At 38.2% G+C, this 24,262-nt stretch carries 19 protein-coding genes; 14 read left to right on the top strand and 5 right to left on the bottom strand.

Annotated elements, in window-relative coordinates; all coding sequences use genetic code 11:
- Positions 1-113 precede the first annotated feature (113 nt).
- Genes F4V44_RS15990 through F4V44_RS15980 form a run of 3 tightly spaced genes read right to left on the bottom strand, consistent with a single transcriptional unit; the run spans position 114 to position 2,693 of the window.
- The gene (locus F4V44_RS15990) at positions 114-539 is read right to left on the bottom strand and encodes a hypothetical protein (protein WP_150441020.1); all 426 of its coding nucleotides are present in this window, start codon (positions 537-539) and stop codon (positions 114-116) included.
- Positions 514-1,767: a replicative DNA helicase gene (locus F4V44_RS15985; protein WP_150441019.1), complete on the bottom strand. Its 1,254-nt coding sequence runs from the start codon at positions 1,765-1,767 to the stop codon at positions 514-516. The genes F4V44_RS15990 and F4V44_RS15985 overlap by 26 nt, the downstream gene beginning before the upstream one ends.
- Positions 1,767-2,693 (bottom strand): DnaD domain-containing protein, encoded by a 927-nt coding sequence (locus F4V44_RS15980; protein ID WP_191090717.1) that lies wholly within the window; start codon positions 2,691-2,693, stop codon positions 1,767-1,769. The genes F4V44_RS15985 and F4V44_RS15980 overlap by 1 nt, the downstream gene beginning before the upstream one ends.
- A 389-nt stretch (positions 2,694-3,082) precedes the next feature.
- Here F4V44_RS15980 and katA point away from each other — a divergent pair, with 389 nt between their 5' ends.
- The 9 genes from katA (at position 3,083) to F4V44_RS15940 (ending at position 14,703) form a co-directional block, all read left to right on the top strand.
- Positions 3,083-4,537, top strand: coding sequence for a catalase KatA (gene katA, locus F4V44_RS15975; RefSeq protein WP_150441017.1), 1,455 nt, complete (start codon positions 3,083-3,085; stop codon positions 4,535-4,537).
- A gap of 126 nt (positions 4,538-4,663) precedes the next feature.
- The gene (locus F4V44_RS15970; RefSeq protein ID WP_191090716.1) at positions 4,664-5,089 is read left to right on the top strand and encodes a Fur family transcriptional regulator; all 426 of its coding nucleotides are present in this window, start codon (positions 4,664-4,666) and stop codon (positions 5,087-5,089) included.
- Between the two features lie 7 nt (positions 5,090-5,096).
- Positions 5,097-6,044: a ferrochelatase gene (hemH, locus tag F4V44_RS15965; protein WP_150441016.1), complete on the top strand. Its 948-nt coding sequence runs from the start codon at positions 5,097-5,099 to the stop codon at positions 6,042-6,044.
- A gap of 682 nt (positions 6,045-6,726) precedes the next feature.
- Positions 6,727-8,706, top strand: coding sequence for a sigma-54-dependent Fis family transcriptional regulator (locus F4V44_RS15960; RefSeq protein WP_150441015.1), 1,980 nt, complete (start codon positions 6,727-6,729; stop codon positions 8,704-8,706).
- 271 nt (positions 8,707-8,977) lie between these two features.
- The gene (gene lpdA / locus F4V44_RS27420; RefSeq protein WP_191090715.1) at positions 8,978-10,330 is read left to right on the top strand and encodes a dihydrolipoyl dehydrogenase; all 1,353 of its coding nucleotides are present in this window, start codon (positions 8,978-8,980) and stop codon (positions 10,328-10,330) included.
- A gap of 24 nt (positions 10,331-10,354) precedes the next feature.
- The gene (locus tag F4V44_RS27415) at positions 10,355-11,302 is read left to right on the top strand and encodes a thiamine pyrophosphate-dependent dehydrogenase E1 component subunit alpha (RefSeq protein WP_191090714.1); all 948 of its coding nucleotides are present in this window, start codon (positions 10,355-10,357) and stop codon (positions 11,300-11,302) included.
- Positions 11,303-11,320: 18 nt separating this feature from the next.
- Positions 11,321-12,379 carry an alpha-ketoacid dehydrogenase subunit beta gene (locus F4V44_RS15950; RefSeq protein WP_150441014.1) on the top strand — a complete coding sequence of 353 codons (1,059 nt, stop codon included), beginning with the start codon at positions 11,321-11,323 and terminating at the stop codon, positions 12,377-12,379.
- 13 nt (positions 12,380-12,392) lie between these two features.
- The gene (locus F4V44_RS15945) at positions 12,393-13,637 is read left to right on the top strand and encodes a dihydrolipoamide acetyltransferase family protein (RefSeq protein WP_150441013.1); all 1,245 of its coding nucleotides are present in this window, start codon (positions 12,393-12,395) and stop codon (positions 13,635-13,637) included.
- Positions 13,638-14,064: 427 nt separating this feature from the next.
- Positions 14,065-14,703, top strand: a complete 639-nt coding sequence (locus F4V44_RS15940) for a hypothetical protein (protein ID WP_150441012.1) — start codon at positions 14,065-14,067, stop codon at positions 14,701-14,703.
- A 234-nt stretch (positions 14,704-14,937) separates the two neighbouring features.
- On the opposite strand, the gene F4V44_RS15935 is transcribed toward F4V44_RS15940, so the two are convergent.
- Together F4V44_RS15935 and F4V44_RS15930 are read right to left on the bottom strand one after the other, a co-directional pair.
- Positions 14,938-15,192 (bottom strand): DUF2642 domain-containing protein, encoded by a 255-nt coding sequence (locus F4V44_RS15935; protein WP_223881921.1) that lies wholly within the window; start codon positions 15,190-15,192, stop codon positions 14,938-14,940.
- A 300-nt stretch (positions 15,193-15,492) separates the two neighbouring features.
- A complete protein-coding gene (locus F4V44_RS15930) occupies positions 15,493-16,500 on the bottom strand; it encodes a DUF3231 family protein (protein ID WP_223881920.1) in 1,008 nt (335 codons plus the stop codon).
- Positions 16,501-16,733: 233 nt separating this feature from the next.
- Here F4V44_RS15930 and F4V44_RS15925 point away from each other — a divergent pair, with 233 nt between their 5' ends.
- From F4V44_RS15925 to F4V44_RS15905, 5 genes are all read left to right on the top strand, one after another.
- Positions 16,734-17,582: an MBL fold metallo-hydrolase gene (locus F4V44_RS15925; RefSeq protein WP_150441011.1), complete on the top strand. Its 849-nt coding sequence runs from the start codon at positions 16,734-16,736 to the stop codon at positions 17,580-17,582.
- Positions 17,583-17,989: 407 nt separating this feature from the next.
- A complete protein-coding gene (locus tag F4V44_RS15920; RefSeq protein WP_150441010.1) occupies positions 17,990-19,258 on the top strand; it encodes an OFA family MFS transporter in 1,269 nt (422 codons plus the stop codon).
- Between the two features lie 311 nt (positions 19,259-19,569).
- On the top strand, positions 19,570-21,252 hold the full coding sequence (locus tag F4V44_RS15915) for a methyl-accepting chemotaxis protein (RefSeq protein WP_223881929.1): 1,683 nt from the start codon (positions 19,570-19,572) through the stop codon (positions 21,250-21,252).
- 203 nt (positions 21,253-21,455) lie between these two features.
- Positions 21,456-23,549, top strand: a complete 2,094-nt coding sequence (locus tag F4V44_RS15910; protein ID WP_150441008.1) for a bifunctional diguanylate cyclase/phosphodiesterase — start codon at positions 21,456-21,458, stop codon at positions 23,547-23,549.
- Between the two features lie 2 nt (positions 23,550-23,551).
- Positions 23,552-24,244: a GGDEF domain-containing protein gene (locus F4V44_RS15905; RefSeq protein ID WP_150441007.1), complete on the top strand. Its 693-nt coding sequence runs from the start codon at positions 23,552-23,554 to the stop codon at positions 24,242-24,244.
- The last annotated feature ends 18 nt before the right edge of the window (positions 24,245-24,262 follow it).

The following is a 24,262-nucleotide window of genomic DNA, read 5'->3' as shown; positions in this document are numbered from 1 at the left end:
TTAGTCTATTTCAAACAATCTTTCCAACCATAAGGGCTTGGTTCTATGAATGTTCGTTGAGCAGGGGACTTTTTCTTGCAAAAGAGAATGAAACATGAGAACCGTCCCGTGTTTCATTCTCTTTTATAAACCCCAATCACTGCGGGAAACGTCAAGTAATCTTTTTTTATTTCTCGAAAGCTGACAAATTCAATTCCTCTCATAATTGAAAAATCAAGCGAATATTCGCAGCAATTTCGCGGGCTGACTTTCCAACTTTTCTGGATAAAATCAACGGCCTGCTTTGGGTTCTTGGCAAAGACGAATACAAATTCATCGTCAGTGAGTTTGAGAGCGTAGACTTTTTCAACCGAGATACAGAGATAATTTTGCTGTGTCCATTCTCCGACCAAATGGGTGTCCACTTGTACATGGTTAAGAATTGTCTGGGAATCATTTGGTGAAACGAGTCCTTCCCTTAGAAGGTAATAAAGGGAATGGGCGGTATAGGAATAGTCATTCTGAACAGCTTCTTCAAATAATTCTCTGATTGTCGACATCTTTCATCTCTCCCGTATTCTCGTTGTATAGGGCATAGGCTGTACCGACCGGCCCGTTTCGATTTTTCGTTATAATTAGCTCTAATGCCGGGTCCTTTAGCGAGTGGTCATAGTATTTCTCGCGGTAAAGGAGAAGAATCACATCGGCATCCTGCTCGACACTGCCGGAGTCTCGAATATCACTCATGTTCGGCCGCTTATTTTGCCGTTGTTCGACCGAACGATTCAACTGGGCAAGGCAGACAACCGGGCAATTGAAATCCTTTGCCATCGCCTTCAAGTTTTTCGAGATTTCAGATACCTGCTGATTGGCATTGCCGCCGTAAGTATCATTCGGAGTGATAAGCCCTAAATAATCGATAAATACAATCGGCTTTCTTTCAGGATATTCATGGATCACTTTACGCAGCTTGGCCCGCATGATGGGAACGGTTTGGCTGGACCCATCGAATTGCTGGATGCAGGTTTCATTCAGCTTGCCTAATGTCGCGGACCAACGCTCTTTTTGTGGTTCAGATAACAGTTGATAGGGATCGCGCATTTTTCCCCGATTGAAGCCTCCTGTACTGGCAATCAATCGCATCGTAATGGTTCTAGACGGCATTTCTAACGAAAAGATAACCGGAAGATAGTGCTGCCAGCCGGCCTGTTTTGCCAGATGAAGCATGACATCTGTTTTCCCCATACTGGGCCGTGCGGCAATGATGGTAAGATCCCCGTTTTGAAATCCATTTGTTAAGGCATCAAATTGTTTGATTCCCGTTAGAGAGCCAGATTGTTTCTTCGATTCGCGCCAAGGATCATCAAAAACATTCATTATTTCATCGCTAATGGAATGGTAGTCATCGACCCTTGCCTGGTTCATAGCCTGTAAAGACGAGACCACTCGATCGATTTCCCAATCCTCTTGTGCGGCAAGAGTTAAAATATTACGCTTCTCCCGTTCTTTCCATTTCTCCAACAAAATATCCTCATAGCCTTCAAATTTGACTGGATTGGCGTAGGATAGCAGTCCCTGGATGTAAGAAAGTCCGCCGTAACGCTCAGGATCACCTTCGAGGGCAAGTGTAATAGAATCAACCGCTCTAGATTTGCTATGTATGTTCTTCATTAGCTGCATTAACAGCCTATGCCGTCCTTCTGCAAAATGTTCAGGACGAATGATGGTGTCATGAAGCAGATGATTTTCTTTTAAAAAAGTTCCCAACAATGCTTTTTCTGCAAGCATTACCAATCCTCTCCTTCTGTCAGATCTAGTTGAAAGCTGCGGGAAATATCCCTGCCTGTATGGTAGAGCTGGCTTTGACGGGCAGGCTGTTTATTTTTCATCCGTCTTTTTTCATGGTTCACCAAATCTTGAATGGTTTGGAGTCCTAGATGCGACCAGTTGGAGAGAATGGTCCATAAATAATTCAGTGCCGGCTTAGCGGCCTGCTTGACTCTTTCAATCGCCTCTAAAATAAGAGGTTTGGACATTTGTGATACGTTCATATAGGTAGAAAGCATTTGCATGTGATTCGGTTTGAGTGCGAATCCAAAAACAGATGTCCAGGTTTCGATTACATCATTCCAACTTTCAGGTAGTTGTTTGTCTGTCGGTTGTTGTTTAAATAATGCGGAACAAACAGCGGAAAGATTTTCCGAACGAGAAAGAGGTTCGGCATGAACTTCAGCATTTGTTTCCGAACTGGAGTGATGGTTGGAATCATCTTCAGCATTCCTTTCCGATGTTTGTACCGAAAGAGAAGAAGGCTGGGTATGGACTTCGGAATAGGATTCTGATGTTTGTGCCAGCGTTATATCATTTCCGGGGCTTTTTGGTAAAAAAATTCCCGGAAAGTCTCCGTTCTTATTCTTTTCGCGAGAATCATCCTTGTTCTGAAATGGAATGATCCGGTAAACGGGTGCTTTTCCTTGCTTGGAAAGATAATCGATTCGTCCTTTTTCTTTGAGCTCTTTCCTGGCTTTGCGCAATGTACGGCTTGTTAAATTCGTTTTGATACACAGCACCGACTCGGCTACGGAAAAGATTTCTATCTCTCCCGCCTTATGATGCATATGCATTAACGCATGCCATAAATTAATCGACGAAGGTGTAAGTGGATTCCATTCAATCCAACTATAAAAACAAGACATTTCTTGTACATAATTCATGCTGTTTCCCTCACTATAGGTCATATTTGTTTTGGACTGCCTCCATTGTTGTTATATAGATGAGAGGGGAGAAAATGTCCTATGAATGTAGAGAAACTAGCAGAATCCTATTAACCATGTCATAGAAAGTTCAAAAAGAAGCAGGGGAGTCTGCTTCTTTTTATGTAAATTTTCTCAGTTATAATCAATTTCTTACAAATGAATGAAAATAAAATTACCTTTTTGCGAGATTTTATAATGGGAAATTCAGTATTCACAAGGGAACTAGTTGATTTTTGATTATAATATTAGTTATTTAATTAAAATAATTATAAATAAGTATTGATTTTTTATTGAGAAATGTTATCATTTACTTGTAAGCAAAAACCCAATATGAGGTGAAAAAACATATGACTAAAAATAACTTAACTACTAGCTGGGGTGCACCAGTTGGTGATAACCAAAATTCAATGACAGCTGGTTCTCGCGGCCCATCATTAATTCAAGATACTTACTTATTAGAAAAACTTGCTCATTTCAACCGTGAACGTGTTCCTGAGCGTGTCGTTCATGCAAAAGGTGCTGGCGCACATGGTTACTTTGAAGTAACAAATGATATGTCAAAATATACAAAGGCAAAATTATTTAACGGAGTTGGTACACGTACACCGATGTTTATTCGTTTCTCAACCGTTGCTGGTGAACTAGGTTCAGCTGACACGGTACGTGATCCTCGTGGATTTGCTGTTAAGTTTTACACTGAGGAAGGAAACTATGATCTAGTTGGTAACAATACACCAATTTTCTTTATTCGTGATGCCATCAAGTTCCCTGACTTTATTCATACACAAAAAAGAGATCCGAAAACACATTTAAAGAATCCTACTGCGGTTTGGGATTTCTGGTCTTTATCACCTGAATCTCTACATCAAGTTACCTATTTGATGGGGGATCGTGGACTTCCTGCTACATTACGTCACATGAATGGTTATGGCAGCCATACATTCAAATGGGTGAATGCGGAAGGTGAAGCCGTTTGGGTGAAATATCATTTTATCGCAGATCAAGGCGTGAAGAACATGACTGCGGAAGTAGCAACTAAAATTGCAGGTGAAAATCCTGATTATCATACAGAAGACTTATTTAATGCTATTGAGAATAGGGATTTCCCTTCGTGGACATTACATGTTCAAATCATGCCATTTGAAGAGGCTAACACGTATCGATTCGATCCATTCGATGTAACAAAAGTTTGGTCTCACAAAGATTATCCATTAATTGAAGTGGGTCGTATGGTATTAGATCGCAATCCTGAAAACTATTTTGCTGAAGTAGAACAAGCAACCTTCTCACCAGGATCATTCGTACCAGGGATTGAAGCATCTCCAGACAAAATGCTTCAAGGTCGTCTATTTGCTTATGCTGATGCACACCGTTACCGTGTAGGTATCAATCATAACCACTTGCCAATTAACCGTCCGCTCACTCCTGTTCACAACTATCAACGTGATGGACAAATGCGTTTCGACGGTAACGGGGGCGGTTCTGTGTACTATGAACCTAACAGCTTTGGCGGTCCGACTGAAGTACCGGAACACAAACAAACTCCATTTCAAGTGACAGGATTGGCTGAACAAGTTGCCTGCGATTCAAATGATCACTATACACAAGCGGGTGATCTTTATCGTTTAATGTCCGCTGAAGAACGCACTCGTTTAGTTGAAACCATCGTTGGTGCAATGAAGCCTGTTGAAAAAGAAGAAATCAAGCTTCGCCAAATTCAACATTTCTATAAAGCAGATCCAGAATACGGCACACGTGTTGCTGAAGGTCTTGGATTATCCGTACCACAAGAAGTACGCTAAATTTCATAGATTTATCATTTTCAAATCTACTATTCTTATTCACTATTATTTTCAAAATTTTTTTCAAATGAGAGGTATCTGTTCAAAACGGATACCTATCATTAAAAAAGTAAAAGAGGCTTTCACATGAATGGGAATTTGGGTTCAGAGGAACTAATCCTCCTTTTAAAAGAACACGGTTTACGAATAACCCCTCATAGAATTCAAATTTTAGAAATGATTATCGCTGAGGGTCATCCTACCGTTGAAGAGATAGCAAAACGTGTACCAAACATGAGTCTTACCACAATCTACAATAATGTGAAGCAATTTGTAAGTATGAATATCGTGAAAGAATTACCCTATGAGAACGGCATGAGTAGATATGAATTATCTAAAATAAATAACTACCATGTCATTTGCCAATCTTGCGGTTTGATTGTCGATTTTACTTTTCCAACCTTAATAGAGGTTGAAGATATGGCATCAAGGCTAACCAAATATAAAGTTCATCGACATATTATGGGAATTTATGGAGTTTGTACAGATTGCCAACATACAGCTACGAGGTGAAAGAAAGATGACAAGGAAAAAGGTTGGATTACTCGTTATGGCCTACGGAACACCTAATCGAGAAGAAGATCTAGTACCCTATTACACACATATTCGGCATGGTAAAGTTCCAACAGAAGAAATGATTACGGATTTAAGTTATCGCTATCAGGCAATTGGCGGTATTTCCCCGCTTGCAGAAATTACCCTTAATCAAGCAAAAATGCTGGAAGACAGATTAAATTCTATTCAAAATGAAGTAGAATTTATCATGTATCTTGGTTTAAAACACATTTCTCCTTTTATTGAAGAGGCTGTCATGGCAATGAAAAATGACCAAATAGAGGAGGCCGTTTCCATTGTCCTTGCACCACACTATTCTACCTTTAGTACCGAGGTCTATAACCGTCGAGCAGAAAAAATATCAAACGAAATCGGCGGCCCCAAAATTTTCACCGTTAACGAGTGGTATCAGGAAGAAGGATTTATTCGATATTGGTCTAAAAGTATTGAACAAATCCTCAGGGGAATCCCGGACAAAGAACTTGAAAAAACGGTTGTTATTTGCTCCGCACATAGTTTACCAGAAAAGATAGTAACGTTTCATGACCCCTACCCTGAACAGCTTCAAGCCACTGCTGCTCTGATTGCAAAGGAACTAAACTTTTCTAATGTAGTTGTTGGCTGGCAAAGTGAAGGCAAAACGGGTGAACCATGGCTTGGACCAGATGTTCAAGATTTAACACGAAAATTATATGATCAAGGCTACCGATCCTTTATCTATGCACCAGTAGGCTTTGTAGCAGATCATCTAGAAGTCCTGTATGATAATGATTATGAGTGTAAAGTAATTACTGATGAATTAAACGCAAACTATCACAGACCGCCCATGCCGAATACCGACTCACTCTTTATTGAAACGCTAGCACATGTGGTCTTAGAAAAATACACAAGCAATCTACCTGTATTAATTTAAAAGGAGGAAGAGAGAATGGCTCTCCAAAAAAACATATGTCCTACTTGTAAAACGACTATAAAGACACTTAAGCACAGCCTTATATGTGAGTGTGGAATAAAAATAAAGCCCACTAAATCGAAATATCTTAAACGCCCTGCAATGTAAAAGCAAGGCGTTATTTTTTGTATTGAATATTTTTGTTTGTGCTAGGCATTCCCCGAGCGGCTTCTAAAATAAGAGATTTGGATATTTGTGATACGTTCATATAGGTATGAAGCATTTGAATGTGATTCTGACGAGCGTGCCGCTGTTATATTATTTCCAGGACCTTTTAGTAAAACTTTTTCCGGAAAATCTTCTTTCTTTTCCGTTTCGTGAGAATAATCCTCCTTCTGAAATGGGGTAATCGTCTGATTCCAAACGGGGGATGTTCTCATTACTTATACGTTGTACAATAGTGAGGATAAGAAAGAACAATCATTATCAGGATATGAAAAAACAGGATCGATTTGATACACCCTATTTGTTTGCTGATCAGGTGATTGAGATCATTTGTCTGGAAGGGAAGCTGGGAATTGTTATACCAGTGTACTCCTCAAAAAAACTTGTTTCAAAACTCGTAAACTAAATAACGCATCCTGATTAGTACTAGATTGTGATATAATATTCTTAATCTTTCATATATTTTGGAGGGCATTTGATGAAACCGACACTTACAAATGATGAAGTTGGATCCATGGAATATAACCTTTCTATTAATAAAATTTGGAAGCAATATCAAGAAATGGGACAATATATGGGTGGAGAGATCCGTATGGACATTTTCAATTCATGGGAAGATTCGAAAAAGCTAGGCATCAGTCCTTTTCAAAAGAAAATTAATGAAATTATTACCCAAACCGATTTAGATGACCGTCTTGAGAAAAATAAAGAATTACTGACGGTTGCTACCCCGCAAATAAAAAATTTATCCGACCTATTAAATGAATCTAAAACGATGTTTTCCATTGCAGATAATTACGGCACAGTCCTGTATTCTGAAGGTGAAAAGAAAATCTTGAAGAAAGCGGAGAAAATCAATATTCTCACTGGGGGAACGTGGAGTGAGAAATCAGCGGGAACAAACGCAGTAGGGCTTGCGCTGAAAACCAAACAGTACTCGCAAGTTTTGTTTTCCGAACATTATTGTGAAAAAAATCATGAATGGTTTTGTGCTGCTTTCCCAGTTTTGTATCCGTTTACAAACGAGCTGTTAGGTGTGATTAATATTGCAGGATGTAATAATCAGTTGAATCAGCAACATATTAAGTTAATCTTTTCTGAAGCGAATCAAATCTCCAAATCTATCAATCAATATTTTTTTAAATATGCTTTACGTAATCATTTATTTTTAAATACGGCACTAGAAGGTGTGGAAGATGCTGTATTTATCGTGGATGGTGGAAAAAGTATTATCGAAAAAAATGCTGCCGCTAAATCACATTCCCTTCTAAGTGATGTTCAAACGTTAAATAGCATACCAAAGTTAAATCGCTTCGTAGAGTTTGTTTTACATAATGGGCAACAGGTTCTAAGAGAAGAGGTATGTCTTCATCATAAAAATAAGCAAAAATTTATCTGCTCTATTTATCCTGTCACTTTCCAGGATGAGATTTTAGGAGCTGTTATCTTTTTTAGAAAAAATACAGAGCTTTCTATCGCAAAACCACAAAAACCAAACAGAATCCAATCTAGAGATTCTCAATCCACACGATATAGTTTTGATGATATGATTGGTTCTTCAAAGGCGTTTACAGATATCGTAAAAAAAGCTCAGAAAGCGACGATGATCGATACCACTGTTTTTCTATCAGGTGAGACAGGGACAGGAAAAGAGCTTTTTGCCCAATCAATCCATCAGGGAAGTAACCGGAGTGATAAACCCTTTGTAGCCATTAACTGTGGAGCTGTTCCACATAGTTTGTTAGAAAGTGAACTATTTGGTTACGAATCAGGTGCATTTACGGGAGCGAAATCGAAAGGAAGTCCTGGAAAGTTTGAGTTAGCTCAGGGAGGTACGATTTTCCTTGATGAGATTGGAGATATGCCGTTAGATTTGCAGGTCCACCTGCTTCGGTTATTGGAAGAAAGGGTGGTCACCAGACTCGGCGGGGGGAAACCAATTCCGCTTGATGTACGTGTCATTGCGGCTACTCATAAAAATTTAAAGGAAGCTGTACAAAAAGGTGAATTTCGTGAAGATCTCTTGTATCGACTTAATGTGATCCAGCTGCGAATCCCTGCTTTACGTGAAAGAAGCAGCGATATCCCTGCATTGATCTATCACTTCATAAACATAATGGGCGGAGAATTTGGCAAACGAGATATTGTCGTACAACCAGATACGATGCAGTACCTGACACAATATCATTGGCCAGGGAATATTCGGGAATTAAAAAATGTTATTCAACAATCATTGTTTAATATGGAAGGAAATAGTCTTTCTCCATTCGATCTTCCACCAGAATTGCTTGACTGCCCGGTAGAAGAAGACGAAAAGGATAGACTCATTGAAGCGATGATTCAGGAGGATGGAAATGTCACAAACGCTGCAAAAATCCTTGATATTTCTCGCGCGACCATGTATCGAAAAATCAAACAGTTTCAGCTGACTGCTGAAGATTGGAAAGGAAAAATGTAATCATATAAAACCTCCATTTTATACCTACTCTCAGTTGAGAAGGATAAAATGGAGGTTTTTTTGTCTCGAGACAGTGAGACACATGAGACAAGTGAGACACAATCTGTCTCATTGAGACAAAACTGATACATGAATGATTAGACAATGAAAGAGGATCAGCCTTATTGTGACAGCGTTTTCACTTTTTTAAAAAGGTTGGCACGATACTTGCATTATATAAAAGTGTAAAGAAAATTTTCACTTCAAGACGAAAGCAAGGTGATGAACAGAAATGAAAGAATTTGATCTAGTTGTCATTGGGGCAGGACCTGGGGGATATGTTTCCGCCATCCGGGCAGCTCAATTAGGCAAAAAGGTAGCGATCGTCGAAAGAAAGAAATTAGGTGGAACCTGTCTAAATGTCGGCTGCATACCTTCAAAAGCACTATTAAAACATAGTGAAATGGTTGAAGAGATTCAAAAGGCAAATAGCTGGGGCATTAAAACAGGTGAATTATCCATTGATTTTCCAAAATTAATGAAGCGTAAAGATCAAGTCGTACAGACATTGACTAGTGGAGTGGACCATCTTTTAAAGAAAAACAAGATTACTTTTTTCCAAGGAGATGCCACTGTAACGGAAGACCGAGTGGTTTCCGTCGGTAACGACAAAATAAAGGGCAGGGATATTTTATTAGCAACAGGAAGTAAACCTTTTATTCCGCCAATAAAGGGATTGGATAGAGTAAACTACTTAACTACCGATTCATTTTTTGACTTGAAAGAATGTCCGAAATCGATGGTCATCATCGGCGGCGGGGTGATATCTGTAGAGTTGGCTTTTGCCATGGCACCACTTGGGACAAAGGTGACCATTATTGAAGTAGCTCCTGATATTCTTTTAACCGAAGACCTTGACGCACGTAAAATCATTAAAAAGCATTTACAAAGGAAAAAAGTACAAACCATTATAAAAGCTGAAATCCGGGAAGTGAAACAAGGAAAAATCATTTTAGCGGATCAAGAAATTCCATATGACACTCTTTTAGTCGCAACGGGCAGGACACCAAATATCGAAGTGGCAAAAGATTTAAACCTAAAAATGGATGCCTCGAATAAATTTGTGGCTGTCAATGACTTTTATGAAACGAGTAAAAAACATGTTTATGCCGTAGGAGATTTGATCGGAGGCTATCAATTGGCACATGCAGCAAGTGCAGAAGGTCTGATTGCGGTTCAAGCCATGAATGGGGAGAAGCCTCAGTCTTTAGATCAAACAGAAATTCCTAGATGCGTTTATACACATCCGGAAATCGCTTCATTTGGTCTAAATGAAGAACAAGCGATAAATGCCGGTTATGATGTGAAAATCAGCACATCATCATTAGCAGGAAATGCGAAAGCCATTGCAATGGGTGAAACAGAAGGCTTTATCAAAATAATCTCCGACCATCGATATGATGAAATACTAGGCGCTGTCATTGTCGGTGCCAATGCAACCGAGCTCATAGGGGAAATTTTATCCATGAAGCATTCAGAAGGAACGATGAATGAGCTAGCAAGCATGGTTCATGCCCATCCGGCCATTTCTGAAGCGATTGGAGAAAATGCAAACGCTTTATTCAAACAAGCCATTCATATGTAAACAACCTATAAGGAGGAATTATAAATGGAAAAGGAAACGGTACTTTGGATATATCAAAAGATGAATGAAATCAGATTTTTTGAAGAAGATGTACACCGTACTTTCGGGAAAGGGTTAATTCCAGGCTTTGTTCATTTGTATGCTGGGGAAGAGGCTGTTGCAACAGGAGTCATGGCTCTACTAGATGAAGAGGATTATATTACAAGTACTCACCGTGGACATGGACATGCGATTGCAAAAGGCTGCGATATCAATGGCATGATGGCAGAAATTATGGGAAAAAAGGATGGCCTAGGCGGAGGTAAAGGCGGATCCATGCACGTTGCTGACGTTGGTAAAGGTATGTTAGGTGCCAATGGGATTGTTGGCGGCGGATTCGGCTTAGCGGCTGGTGCGGCACTTAGCATTAAGACATTAGGCCGTGACAATGTGGCTGTTTGCTTCTTTGGTGATGGAGCATCCAACGAAGGATTATTCCATGAAGGCCTAAACCTAGCTTCCATTTTAGACCTGCCGGTTATTTTCGTTTGTGAAAATAATCAATTTGGTGAAGGGACACCGTTTAGATATGCAAGTGCTTCTGAAACGGTTGCGGAAAGAGCATCCGCTTATAATATGCCAGGCGTACGTGTGGATGGCATGGATGTTGAGGCTGTATATAATGCGACAAAAGAAGCGATTGAAAGAGCGAAGTCAGGGAATGGTCCTACCCTGATTGAATGTGATACGTACCGAAAATTCGGTCACTTTGAAGGGGACGAACAAAAATACAAAACGGATAACGATCCAAATAAAGACCGTGATCCAATTATCGAATTAAGAGAAAAAGCCCTTCAAAATGGCTGGATGACAGCAGAAGAAGCCGATCGTATTGAAGCCGAAGCGAAGGAAACCATCAAAAAAGCTGTTGAGTTTGCAGAAGCAAGTCCACTGCCAGATTTAGAAACTTTATATACGGATATCTTTGCATAAGAATAGGAGGAATGAAAAATGACAAAAAGAGAAGTAACTTTTATGACTGCTATTACTGAGGCGATGTCACAGGCAATGAGAAAAGATGAAACCGTTATTTTAATTGGTACGGATGTAGCGGGAGGCGCTGAAGTTGATCATTTAGTGAAAGACGATGGCCGTTATGATGATGCATTTGGCGGTGTTTTCGGATTATCCAAGGGGATGGTAACAGAGTTCGGCCGCGGACGTGTCATTGATACACCAATCGCAGAGCATGCATATTTTGGTGCTGCAGTAGGTGCTGCCGCTACAGGTTTACGTCCGATTGCAGAATTAATGTTTAATGATTTCGTTGGATTCGCTTTGGACCCAATCTTAAATCAAGCAGCCAAAATGCGCTATATGTTCGGCGGAAAGGCAAAAATCCCTCTAACTGTTCGGACCGTCCATGGGGCAGGTGTAGGAGCGGCTGCGCAGCACTCCCAAACCTTGTATGGAATGTTTGGTGCGATTCCAGGTGTTAAAGTGGTTGTTCCTTCCAATCCATATGATGCAAAAGGATTGATGCTAGCGGCGATTGAAGAAGATAACACAGTTGTTTTTTCAGAAGACAAGACCCTTTATGGCATGAAAGGGGAGGTACCTGAAGAATATTATACGATTGAAATCGGAAAAGCCAATATAACGAGAGAAGGAACAGACCTTACCATTGTGGCAATCGGTAAAATGGTGCACGTAGCCCATACGGTAGCAGAAACATTGGATAAGGATGGAATTTCAGTGGAAGTTATTGACTTAAGAACAGTAGCACCATGGGATGAAGAAACTGTTCTGAACTCTGTGAAGAAAACAGGCCGCTTGATTGTCATGGATGAATCGAATCCACATAATAACACAGCAACGGATATTGCATCCGTCGTGGCGGATAAAGCGTTTGATTATTTAGATGGCCCGATTAAAACAGTATGTGCGCCAAATACACCAGTACCATTTGCATTTAATTTGGAACAAGCCTATATTCCAGATGCAAATAAAGTGCTGACTGTTGCGGAAGAATTAATCGCTGATTTGAAAAAACAACAAGTAAGGAACTAGGAGGTGAATAAGAATGAGTGAAACAATTGTAATGCCTAAATTAGGAATGACAATGACAGAAGGTACGATTGTGGAATGGTATAAAGAAGTGGGAGAACCCGTTAATGAGGGCGAATCTGTTTTAATGATCAGTTCTGAAAAATTAAACCAAGACGTTGAAGCTCCCATTACAGGTATTTTACTAGCGAAAAATGCGAATGTAGATGATCAATTAGAAGTAGGTGCGACTATTGCTATAATTGGAGAAGAGGGCGAAGTGCCTGTAACGAATGAAGCAAAGGCCGATCAGCCTTCAGCTAGCCGTGAAGAAGCGGCTAATCCTAGTGCTAATTTGGTTAAAACAGAACAAAACAAAGTCAAAGGCAGCCGGATTTTTATTACTCCATTAGCAAGAAAAATGGTAAAAGAAAATAATCTGGATAAGGATTTAATAAAGGGAACCGGCGGAAATGGTAGAATTACCAAACGGGATATTCAACGTGTTTTAGCGAGTGGATATGATTATCAAGCAGAGTCACAAGTTGCAGCGGCCCTGGCTGTACCTGCGCCTGCTGCCAATTATGAATCTATTGGTGAAGGCCTGAATCCAATGCGAAAAGCCATTGCTCGCAATATGCGTAGAAGCTTGGGACAAACTGCTCAATTGACTTTACATCGAAAGGCAAATGCTGATAGCCTAATAGATTTCCAAAAGGTGCTTCGAAACAAAATTGAGACAGCTGATTTAGATGTCAAGCTTACATTGACGGTATTAATTGCTCGAGCAACGGTTTTAGCTTTACAAGATTTGAAGAAAATGAACTCTCACTATCAGGATGGTCAGCTGACAGAATTTGACGAGGTTCATTTAGGGATTGCAACTTCTTTGGATGATGGCTTATTAGTCCCTGTCGTTAAGGATGCACACCAAAAAACAATCGGTGCTCTGGCAAAAGAAATAAAAGAAATCTCGACGAAAGCAAGAAACGGTCAGGCAAGCGGAGATCTACTAACTGGCTCAACCTTCACCATTACAAACCTTGGAGCCAGTGGAATTGAATACTTTACACCTATTCTGAACACACCAGAAACAGGTATCTTAGGAGTAGGGGCTTTCCAGGATGAATTAATCCTTGATGAAGAAGGCAAGGTTAAATCCGTTAAGAAAATTCCATTAAGCCTCACCTTCGACCACCAAATAGCAGACGGTGCATTGGCGGCTGAATTTTTAAGTACCTTAGTTAACTATATTGAAAATCCTTATTTATTAGTTCTTTAATAAACAAGAAAAAGAGATGAACAGTAGAGAGGCTTAGCCGTCTATTGTTAGTCTCTTTTTGCTTTGTATGAAATGCTGATGAGTGTTTATTTCCATTGAAATAGAGAGTGAAGTACGAGAACCTTCCCGGTGTTTCAATCAAATTTTATTGTTATGTTACTAATCTCAAGTATAGACCTTTTTAACATATATATGTCCTTTTTAATATTTCGACATATACTAATAGATAGTTGACTCATCCGTGTGAAAAGGACTTTTCACACGGATGAGTCAACTATCTAGCGGAAGAACCATGTTTACTACCCGTACATGATAGAAAAAGAATTCCTATGTCGATTTAATAAGTTGGATACATAATAGTAATATTCTCTGTAACTTATAAGTTGTACAATAAGAAAGATATGAATATAACTACTAGGAGAGACAGATGGATAAGAAAGAACAATCATTATTAGAATATTATTATCGTAAATTAGTGAATCATACATTTGATGAGAAGGATGTTTATGCCTTTTTACAATTAATCCGCCATCGATGCAAAGAGATTCGCAGCATGAATGAACTTACAGATTTGGTTGTGCTGCGGGAACAGTATGCAGGTTTTATTAAGGACTATTTATTTGAAGTGAGAAAAAAGTTTGAAAGCCTTGGAAAAACGAAACAGGCTCTTAGAATTGAAGATGTATTTTCCTTCAAGGAAATGAAAAATGGAGTGAACAAAGCTTTAGAGGAAGGGCAGTTGGATGGTTTAACAAACGAGCAGATGAATGATTTTGTCACTTGCCTTATTTCCATCCTCCAACAGATTTCCATTGTGGACAATGATAGAGAAATTGGGAAGCTCTTTTTTGCTATCTCTCAAAAACAAATCATTTTGATGGCTGAAATAGAGGTTCAGCAAAATATGTTTAAGAAGACGAATGCGGTATTCCCTGTCCTTACTGCTAATAATCATTATCTGGCTATGAAAAAACAGGATCGATTTGATACACCCTATTTGTTTGTTGATCAGGTGATAGAGATAGCTTGTCTGGAAGGGAAGATGGAAATCATCATACCGGAATAAATTTCTTTCATTTCATATTTTTAAACTTGCCGAACCACCACTAACAAATATTTAGTGGTGGTTGGCTGTGACTGTGATATGGCGAACCATATCCTATATTTTCTATGGTTTGCATAAAATTTACTGCCATCTATTGGGGGCTATCTATTAAGAAAGGCTCGTGTGATTGATGCTGTTTAGAAGACTTACTTTATCTTTGGATTTGGGCGGTAGCTAATGAAATCATGGGTAGGTCTAAGATTCAGGCATTATCCAAACGATTTCACGTAGGCGAACAAAGAATGTAGAATCATGCTCTTTTATGACAACATGATCAAGCTTTGCATCAACAACCATTCCGCTAACGGAACCACGTGTGGTATCAAGGACGGCTCTTTTTCCTATTAGACTGCGTAGCGCTTCATATACAAAAGGTTCTATGACAATAACTTGCATGGGCCCATTTTGTGTTATTTGCGGATTTACTCGATAGGCATACATAGGGTTCATTCTCTTTCCTCCAAAGTATGTTGCTTTACCTAATCAATTTATGACAGTATAACTTGACACGTTCCGAGAGGCGTTATTTTTATGGTTTGTTCAGAATGGAAAAGGAATTATTTAAATTTATGTTTTCAACGATTGTACGGATTTTCTGTTGTCCTTTTCAACATTGCACATGTTAGTCAAATAAAAAAAGGTTGCCTCAGCAACCCTATTGATCAGCATAAGCTTTATTATGTGAAAAATATTTTTTAGTTAAGACTTTCTTATAAGGTATTTATTATGAACAAATAATTAAATATCTAACTAAACTTTTCTATCAACAGCTTGGGGAAGTTGTTCAAACCAGTTTTCTTTTATTGCTAAAAGTAAACCCATTCCATAAAACTTCTTCATATCATCCGATATTTTACTTAATTTAGAAACTATATCTGTTCTTAAACTAGAAGTCATAGCCTGACTGACCATAGCAAAACAGAATATGCCCAAACAAGTATTTACAAAAAACAACATTAACTTATCGGAAAAAGGAGGTATCTCTGTATTGGAAATTTGATAGTCCCCTGAGGCTGAAATCGGAATATTTTCGTTATCAAGAACTTCTTGAAGTGAATCTAATACTTTTTCAATCCCATCTCTACCTTTACCAAAATGTTTCTTTAAATCTTTTGTTTGGGCTAATTTACTAAAGGTAACAAAGACCATTTTTGAAAACTGTGCCCTATGTATAATCCTTGATAAATTTGCGATTTCAGCAACATTTAAAGGTCTTGAACCTCCAAAAAAACCATTAAGATACATGAAGTTCTCAGCATATTCCACCTCACTATCTATCGCTACTTGTGGAGGTCTCAAATATATTCCTTTGGATAACATGATGTCTACAATTTCATTTTGAATTTTTACTGTAAATGCAATGTTTTTCTGAAAGTGATCTCGAATATCGTTTCTGGTGCAGTCTGCTAATGCAATAGGATAGGTACTCAAAGAGAGGTGTGTTAGATCAAAACAAAAATGTACGATAAATGTATCAGAAAATACTTTGGTTGCATCAATTCTCACGTCTTCATTGGTAAAACCAAGAGGAGCATTAAGTTTCTCTTGGTCAAATATCTCCTTGAGCTCAATGATATTCCTTCTAGATTGATCTAGCATCTTTTCTATTACTAGTTTTATTGTGCTATCTTCTGTACTGGCAAAAAAATATTCAAGAAGTCTTTGTTGCATACTGTTCATTAAAAAGGAAGACCAAAGGTTAGATACTTCGGTTGCAGTTAAATCTAGAAAAGGCATATGCTTACTTGTATTACTCATTTTATCCACTCCTTTCTAAAATAGACTTTCCAAACCCTCAACCTAATATAAGTTAGTTAATGAAAACGGTAATAGAAGCAGGCCATAGTCATTGTCGGACTCCCTCTTAATAGAAAAAAACTCATTTAGTTATATAGAACCCCATCATATATAAATGCGTTTTTTTGAAATCCCCTTGTGAGTAAACAGCCGCCATTCGGCTCAGAATAATAAAAGAAAGGTGGCAGCTCTTTATGCACTCAATAAATAAAATAGGTAAAACTTTTTGGTATAGCACGCCCGTATCAGTGACCGACCGGCCCATTTTAGGGATGGTGGCAGGCAAGAACAAGACATTAATGATTGATGCAGGCAACTCGGAAGACCATGCAAATTATTTTCTAGAAGAACTTTTAAAAAGGGAGGTTCCCAATCCTGACATAGTTGTTCTCACTCATTGGCATTGGGATCATATCTTTGGTCTTTCAGGATTATCTCATACGGTTTCCATTGCTTCGAAAGAAACAAAAAAAGAAATAGAGAAGCTACTCCCGCTTTCATGGTCTGATGAGGCATTAGACGCACGAGTGAGAGAAGGGTCAGAAATTGAATTTTGTGCAAAGGCCATTAAGGAAGAATACAAGGATCATCGAGACATCACGATTGTTCTGCCAGATGTAACTTTTGAAAAAAGAGTAGAAATTGATCTTGGCGGGGTCACCTGTATCGTTCAACATGTTGGAGGAGATCACGCTGCAGATTCAGCAGTCATATATATCAAAGAAGAAAAGATTCTCTTTCTTGGTGATTGCATTTACCCAGATATTTTTTCCGAAAAAGACAACTATACAATCAAGGAAACACTGCGGCTATTAGATGAATTAGAATCGTTTGAGGCAGATACATATATCCCATCGCATCAAAAGCCAATTTCAAAAGAAGAATTTAATCAGGAAGCCGTCAAGCTTAGAAGTATTGCGAAATATACAGAGAGTTGCAATGGAGATAAAGAGAAAATCATGAAGGAATACGAAAAGTATGTAAAAAGGGAACTGACAGAAGACGAAAAAGAAACCATTGTTAACTTTGTAAATGGTTATTAAATTTCCCCTGTTTAACAAGGGGAATTTTTTTGTGGGATTTGTTTTTTTATGATTAGAAACCGTTTGTTCATTTTTTACTTGGAATCAGTCTAATTATTATGATTAGGCTGTTTTTTATTTGCGGATTGTAAGTTGGGAAGTATGATACGTCCAATATTTTAACATCGTTGCCATGTTTTTTTAGTAGTTTTCCTTATTATAACTACCTATATGTTAAAAATTATCATTTTTTTATATACGAAGATAATATATAATGATTTTGTTAATGTTCGTATATAAACTAAATTTAACCTAAATTTTAACTGTAATTTTGTTGTTGTGTATTATATAAACGAATGTATTGTTTCAATAAAAAGATAATATTCGTAGTTATAATTTTGGGTTGAATGGAAATGAGGGGTTATGAAATGAAGAATTTTGATAACAAGTGGATTCGTGCTGTACTTCCAGCATTACTCATTCACTGCAGCATTGGTACAGTGTACTGTTGGTCCTTGTTCAAGGGCGATATTGCCACTTACATTGGGAGACCTGTTAGTGAAGTGGAATGGGCCTTTAGTTTAGCTATTTTTGTTCTCGGTATGTCTGCCGCTTTTGGTGGGAAATTGGTTGAAAAAGACATTCATAAGTCGTCACTGCTTGCGGCCATATTTTTTGTTGTTGGGATGGCAGGAACAGGCTTCTTTATTTATCAAAAATCATTGATAGGTATTTATGTTTCTTATGGAATTGTAATGGGGATTGGACTTGGTATCGGTTATTTAACACCGGTCAAAACATTAATGCTTTGGTTTGCGAAGCAAAAAGGGTTAGCAACAGGCCTTGCTGTTGCAGGTTTTGGCCTAGCGAAGGTTATTGCAAGTCCTTTAATGGAAGAACTGCTTGGAGAAAGGAACAATGACGGAGTTTTAGTAAATCCTGCCAATGTCTATACCATGTTTTATATTTTAGCAGGGATTTATTTAGTGATGATGGTTATTGGACACTTGCTTCTAAAGAAACCAGCCGGATATAGAGAAGAAAGTGTACAAAGCAGGAGCTTTAGCTATCGAAAGGTGTTAACCAATAAAACATTTATCGGTATTTGGTTGATGTTCTATATTAATATTACATGCGGGTTAGCTTTAATTTCACAGGAAAAAGGCATTTTAGCATTCATTGGATTTGGGGCGATTGGTTTAGTTAGTTCGTTAACCGCTATTTTTAATGCAGGCGGACGGATTGCTTTCTCTTCATGGGCTGACCGATTCAAAGATCGTAACTCCATCTATAAAATTATTTTCCTTTTATCTATTGCAGCCCTATTATTAACCGTTGTGTTTGATGGGATTAATCAATCTATCGCGATCCTTATTATCGCCTTGCTTTGTATCGTCAATGCAGGTTACGGCGGAGGGTTTTCATCACTGCCACCGCTATTATCTGACCGCTTTGGTTTAGATCATGTTTCTACTATACACGGATTGGCCTTGTCTGCTTGGGCATGGGCGGGGCTGACAGGCAACCAGCTAAGTGCCTTTATTCTAGAAAAGACACAATCCTATACAATGGTGTTATATGTCATTATGGCTCTCTTCACGATTGCGACTTTCATTAGTATATTCGTTGTTAAACCTGATAAAGTGTCCTTGGGAAATGAAGAATCAAATAAGAAAGAACAAATAGCCGCAGGATAAGTATATTTTAGTAAAAAAGGATTCACGCTGCATGAGGAAATAAAATAGCCGTACATCTGATAGATAAATCATGATGTACGGCTATTTGTCGTGAGTCACGGAAAAGTGCGATGATTTTAAGCGTACTTCAACCCCTACTTCCGTGATAATTATCACCGCGACAAATGAACTAGTAATTTATAATCTTTATATATGTAAAAATTTAAATCTCCTGATTATTAATCTAGTGAGCTCGTTTTAGTGTAGAAAGAATAGAACACGTACATAGGATATTTCCATATAGAGACAGAAAGGGGATCATATTTGTGAAGATGACAGTAGGTAAAAAGCTTTTTGCGGGTTTTTTTGGTGTATTGATCATTTTGGCAGCTACAGTAGTCATCAGCTATATTGAGCTTAAATCGGTCGACAATAATTATAGTGAGTTAATTGATGATAAAGCAACTAAGCTTATTTTGATTAAGGAGTTAGATTTAGCTATAAAAAAAGAACAAGTCGGACTTCGCGGGTTTATGATTTTAGGGGATGATACCGCACTCAATAGCTTTAATGAAGCATATGAACAATATCAAGAAACAAGTAAAATATTGGACAGTATTATTACGCATCCGACAGCAAAGGGAATGCTGCAGGAATTAAATCAAATTCAACAGGAGTATTATCAATTTTCTGAAGTAGTCTTTCAACTTAAGGAGGATGAGACAGGTGAATATGCCAATCTAATATCTACGCAAGGCCGAGAAATTGTCAAACGGTTTGATCAAAAGATACAAGAATTCACAGAATATCAACAACGTTTATTAGATAATGGAAATAAAGAAACAACAGCAGCAGTCCAATCAAGTATGAATATCGTGTTAGTTCTAGGAATTATTGCTATGGCAGTCGGTGTAATGATTGCTGTTTATATTGGTCGTATGATTTCAAAACCAGTCGTGGCTATAGCCGAAGCAGTAGAAAAAATGGCATCTGGAGATTTGACTACAGAGGAAATTAAGGTAAGAAATAAAGATGAAATTGGTGATTTAGCACATTCTTTTAATCAAATGACAATCAGTCTTCGTGAAATGATTCGTCAAGTGGGTTCTAATGCTGAACAGGTAGCCGCTTCAGCGCAACAATTGACAGCAAGTGCAGAGCAAACCAGTCAGGCTACAGAACATATTGCATCAGCCATGCAGGAAGTAGCTGTTGGTGTCGATAACCAAGTACAAAGTGTGGAAGAAACTTCTCAAACAATCAGCGAAATGTCTATTGGTATACAACAAGTGGCGAATCATGCTCACAGTGTATCCTCTTCTGCTATCGATGCTTCTGAGAAAGCATTAGAAGGTGGACAGGCCATCAAATCTGCCGTCGAGCAGATGAACTCCATTAATCAAACAGTAAATGGATTATCTGAAGTGATCGGGGGACTAGGAGAGCGCTCAAAAGAAATTGGCCAAATTATCGGAGCGATTACCGATATTGCTGCACAAACCAATCTCCTTGCATTAAATGCCGCGATTGAAGCGGCAAGAGCAGGAGAGCATGGAAGAGGTTTCGCAGTGGTAGCTGACGAGGTGCGTAAGTTAGCAGAGCAGTCCGCAGGTTCAGCTCAGAAAATCTCCCAACTAATATCTGCTATCCAAGGAGAAACCAATAAAGCCGTAGAGTCTATGGATGTAGCGGCAAAAGAGGTATTTTTAGGGATTGGGATAGTCAATACAGCTGGACAATCCTTCAGACAAATCGAAGGTTCTATCAATGAAGTAACTATACAAATTCAAGAGATTTCCTCTGCTGTTCAGGAAATGGCTGCAGGATCTGAGCAAATTGTTCAATCGATGCAATTCATTACTGAAGTCTCTGAGTCTACTTCTTCAGGTACACAAGGTGTATCGGCGGCTACAGAGGAACAATTGGCAGCAATGGAAGAAATCTCTTCTTCAGCAAATGCCCTATCCACTATGGCGGTAGATTTGCAGATGCTCATTGGGAAGTTCAAGATATAGAAAAAACAACAGAAAAGAGACTGTTGTCTATTGCAACAGTTTCTTTTTCGGTATACTAGTAAAATACTAGGTCAAATTGTACGGTGAAATGATTGTTTTTATAGATGTCCATATCATTTATTAGTATAATAAACCTATATAATCTATCCCCAAAAACTACCTCATAGATTGAAATCTTCTTGTTAGAAGGGAAATAATGGAAAATGATAGACTTTAATACCGAAATAAATGTTGGAAAATTTTTGCTAATGGAAATAATGGAGCATTTAATCGATTTTATCTGCATGAAAGACGGAGAAGGTAATTGGGTTCGAATTAATACATTTACGAATAATAAAGATCTCCAGCAGTTAAATGAAATGCATCTTTCAGGGAAAAAAGATCCTGAACTGGAAAAACGGTATCATGATTTTCAATGCTTTTTTGACATTTGCAGGAAATCCGATGAACAGGCATGGTTAAATGCTGAGGTGACGAAGTGCGAGGAGCAGGTTTATGATTATAAGGGTGAATTGAGAATCTTTGATGTGATTAAAGTTCCCTTTTTTCATGATGATGGCAGCCGAAATGAATTATTGGTCTTTGGAAAAGATATTACAAATGAAAAGAAGAATGAAATAGATTTAGCAAGAAAAATAAAGGAATTGGAAGATTTTAAGTTTGCGTTAGATGAATCGTCCATTGTAGCCATTACCGATTACAGGGGAATCATTACCTATGTAAATAATACCTTTTGTGCTATGTCAAAGTATAGTCAGAGTGAGTTAATCGGAAAGACGCATCGGATTGTCAACTCTGGATACCATACGAAAGAGTTTTTCAAAGAAATGTGGAAAACCATTCGTAAAGGGGAAATTTGGAAGGGGAATATAAAAAATAAAGCGAAGGATGGCTCTTTTTATTGGGTAAAGACAACCATTATTCCATTTAAGGATAAAAAGGGGATCCCTTATCAATATATTTCCATACGGCAGGATATTACAGAACAAATAAAGGTAGAAGAGCAGATTCGCCATTACGCTAATCATGATGAAGTAACAGGTCTCCGTAATCGACGCTACTTCCATAGTGAGTTAAGTCAGTGGTTAAACGAAAATAAGAAAAATGGTCAATTGGCACTTCTATTTTTGGATCTAAACCGTTTTAAATATATAAACGATACGTTAGGTCACAGTATGGGAGATCAAGTTCTATCGGCTGTTTCAAACAGATTATTTACTCACTTACAAGATAAAGCGGACTTGTATAGATTTGGCGGGGATGAATTTATTATCGTATTAAAGAATTGTTCAATCGAAGAAGTAAAGGAATTCACAAAGGAAATTAATTTCTTGTTTTCAGATCCATTCCAGATAAATAATGAACGGTTTTATCTTAGCGCAAGTATTGGAATCAGTACCTTTCCAAAAGACGGGGAAGACTTAGAATCTCTTGTCAAAAAGGCAGATAGTGCTATGTATTTAGCGAAAAATAAAGGGATCAATGCGGTTCAGTTTTATTCATCTAAAATGTTTGAAAATATAACAAGAACAATGAAATTAGAAAGAACCTTACGTCAAGCTGTAGAAGAAAAAGCTTTCACGCTTCATTATCAGCCGCAGGTAGATATCCATTCTGATAAGATTATTGGAGTGGAGGCTTTAATTCGTTGGGAGCATCCAACTTTGGGGAACATTCCACCTTCTGAATTTATCCCGTTGGCAGAGGACAATGGCTTAATTACTCCAATGACTGAATGGGTTCTTGAAACCGCGTGCAGGCAAAATAAGACATGGCAGGAAAGTGGAGTCTCTCCAGTAAGAATAGGTGTGAATATATCGCCTTACTTGTTTCGAGAAGATTTGATTGGAATGGTGAAAAGGGTTTTACATGAGACAAAATTACAACCAGACTATTTAGAATTGGAAATTACCGAAAGCTTAATGCAAGACCCTGAATATACCATACCGATTCTAAAGGAATTAAAGTCTCTTGGTGTACGATTATCTATAGATGATTTCGGAACGGGTTATTCTTCACTAGCCTATTTAGTACATTTTCCAATTGATAGCCTAAAAATTGATCGTTCTTTCATTGAAGACCTAAAAAATGAAAGTGCTGTTATTGTGAAAACAATCATTAATATGGCCACTCATTTAGATGTGAGTGTGATTGCAGAAGGCATTGAAACAGAGGAGCAATTAGATTTTCTTTCTAATCTTAATTGTGCTGAGGGACAGGGGTACTTCTTTAGCCGTCCAGTACCTAGCAATGAAATAGTTAACCTATTAATCAAACAGCAAGCAATAGGAGAATAAAGGTGAAGCGTAGAGTGAAGCAACAAATGGGATATAGAGGCAGAGTGATTAGTGCGCTATTTGTTGCTATTTTGCTTTTGTTCATTAGGGAAATGGTTAGCATTCACTTTGGACATCCGCCCCACCCTTATCCAATACCGGCAATAATTGTATTAATATTAGCGTGGCTGCTTGGAAAACAGTATGATAAATATGTCTATTTATCAACTAGAGATCCTCTAACCGGCTTGTATAACAGACGTTATGTACATGATAAGTTCCGGAGTCTGGCCAAATATGCGGATAGAAAAAATGTAAATATCTCCATTTTGTTGTTGGACGTAAATGATTTTAAAGAAATTAATGATCAGTATGGCCACCAAGAAGGAGACTCTGTGCTAGGTACCCTTTCTACACTTTTGCGTCATTCTTTTGGGCCGAAAGATATACTAGCCAGATGGGGCGGAGATGAATTCATTATTCTTTCCGTCTTTTCTGATGTAAATGTATTGAGTAATAAAATAAATGATTTTAAAAGCAGGTTGGACGCGGAAGATTGGGAGTATAAAGGGAATGTATCGATTTCGATAGGTCAAGCGGTCTATCCTGTAGATGCTGCGAATTTACAGAAGTTATTAGATTTAGCTGATAATAATATGTATGAGGAAAAAGTTCATTTTAAAAAGAAAAGAGGCATCCAAAAGTCGAACATATGACTTTTTGGATTGTCTCTT

It is taken from the genome of Niallia endozanthoxylica (assembly GCF_008710145.1).
Taxonomy (GTDB): Bacteria; Bacillota; Bacilli; order Bacillales; family Cytobacillaceae; genus Bacillus_BD; species Bacillus_BD endozanthoxylica.
The sequence above is the reverse complement of the archived record's forward strand: the minus strand, read 5'-3'. Positions and strand labels throughout refer to the sequence as shown.

Coding starts and splice junctions, on each gene's coding strand:
- F4V44_RS15920 (WP_150441010.1), top strand. CDS start 17,990: ATGAAGAATTTTGATAACAAGTGGATTCGTGCTGTACTTCCAGCATTA.
- F4V44_RS15945 (WP_150441013.1), top strand. CDS start 12,393: ATGAGTGAAACAATTGTAATGCCTAAATTAGGAATGACAATGACAGAA.
- F4V44_RS15930 (WP_223881920.1), bottom strand. CDS start 16,500: ATGAGTAATACAAGTAAGCATATGCCTTTTCTAGATTTAACTGCAACC.
- F4V44_RS15960 (WP_150441015.1), top strand. CDS start 6,727: ATGAAACCGACACTTACAAATGATGAAGTTGGATCCATGGAATATAAC.
- F4V44_RS15915 (WP_223881929.1), top strand. CDS start 19,570: ATGACAGTAGGTAAAAAGCTTTTTGCGGGTTTTTTTGGTGTATTGATC.
- F4V44_RS15935 (WP_223881921.1), bottom strand. CDS start 15,192: ATGAACCCTATGTATGCCTATCGAGTAAATCCGCAAATAACACAAAAT.
- F4V44_RS27415 (WP_191090714.1), top strand. CDS start 10,355: ATGGAAAAGGAAACGGTACTTTGGATATATCAAAAGATGAATGAAATC.
- lpdA (WP_191090715.1), top strand. CDS start 8,978: ATGAAAGAATTTGATCTAGTTGTCATTGGGGCAGGACCTGGGGGATAT.
- F4V44_RS15950 (WP_150441014.1), top strand. CDS start 11,321: ATGACAAAAAGAGAAGTAACTTTTATGACTGCTATTACTGAGGCGATG.
- F4V44_RS15970 (WP_191090716.1), top strand. CDS start 4,664: ATGAATGGGAATTTGGGTTCAGAGGAACTAATCCTCCTTTTAAAAGAA.
- F4V44_RS15990 (WP_150441020.1), bottom strand. CDS start 539: ATGTCGACAATCAGAGAATTATTTGAAGAAGCTGTTCAGAATGACTAT.
- katA (WP_150441017.1), top strand. CDS start 3,083: ATGACTAAAAATAACTTAACTACTAGCTGGGGTGCACCAGTTGGTGAT.
- F4V44_RS15910 (WP_150441008.1), top strand. CDS start 21,456: ATGATAGACTTTAATACCGAAATAAATGTTGGAAAATTTTTGCTAATG.
- hemH (WP_150441016.1), top strand. CDS start 5,097: ATGACAAGGAAAAAGGTTGGATTACTCGTTATGGCCTACGGAACACCT.
- F4V44_RS15985 (WP_150441019.1), bottom strand. CDS start 1,767: ATGCTTGCAGAAAAAGCATTGTTGGGAACTTTTTTAAAAGAAAATCAT.
- F4V44_RS15940 (WP_150441012.1), top strand. CDS start 14,065: ATGGATAAGAAAGAACAATCATTATTAGAATATTATTATCGTAAATTA.
- F4V44_RS15980 (WP_191090717.1), bottom strand. CDS start 2,693: ATGAATTATGTACAAGAAATGTCTTGTTTTTATAGTTGGATTGAATGG.
- F4V44_RS15925 (WP_150441011.1), top strand. CDS start 16,734: ATGCACTCAATAAATAAAATAGGTAAAACTTTTTGGTATAGCACGCCC.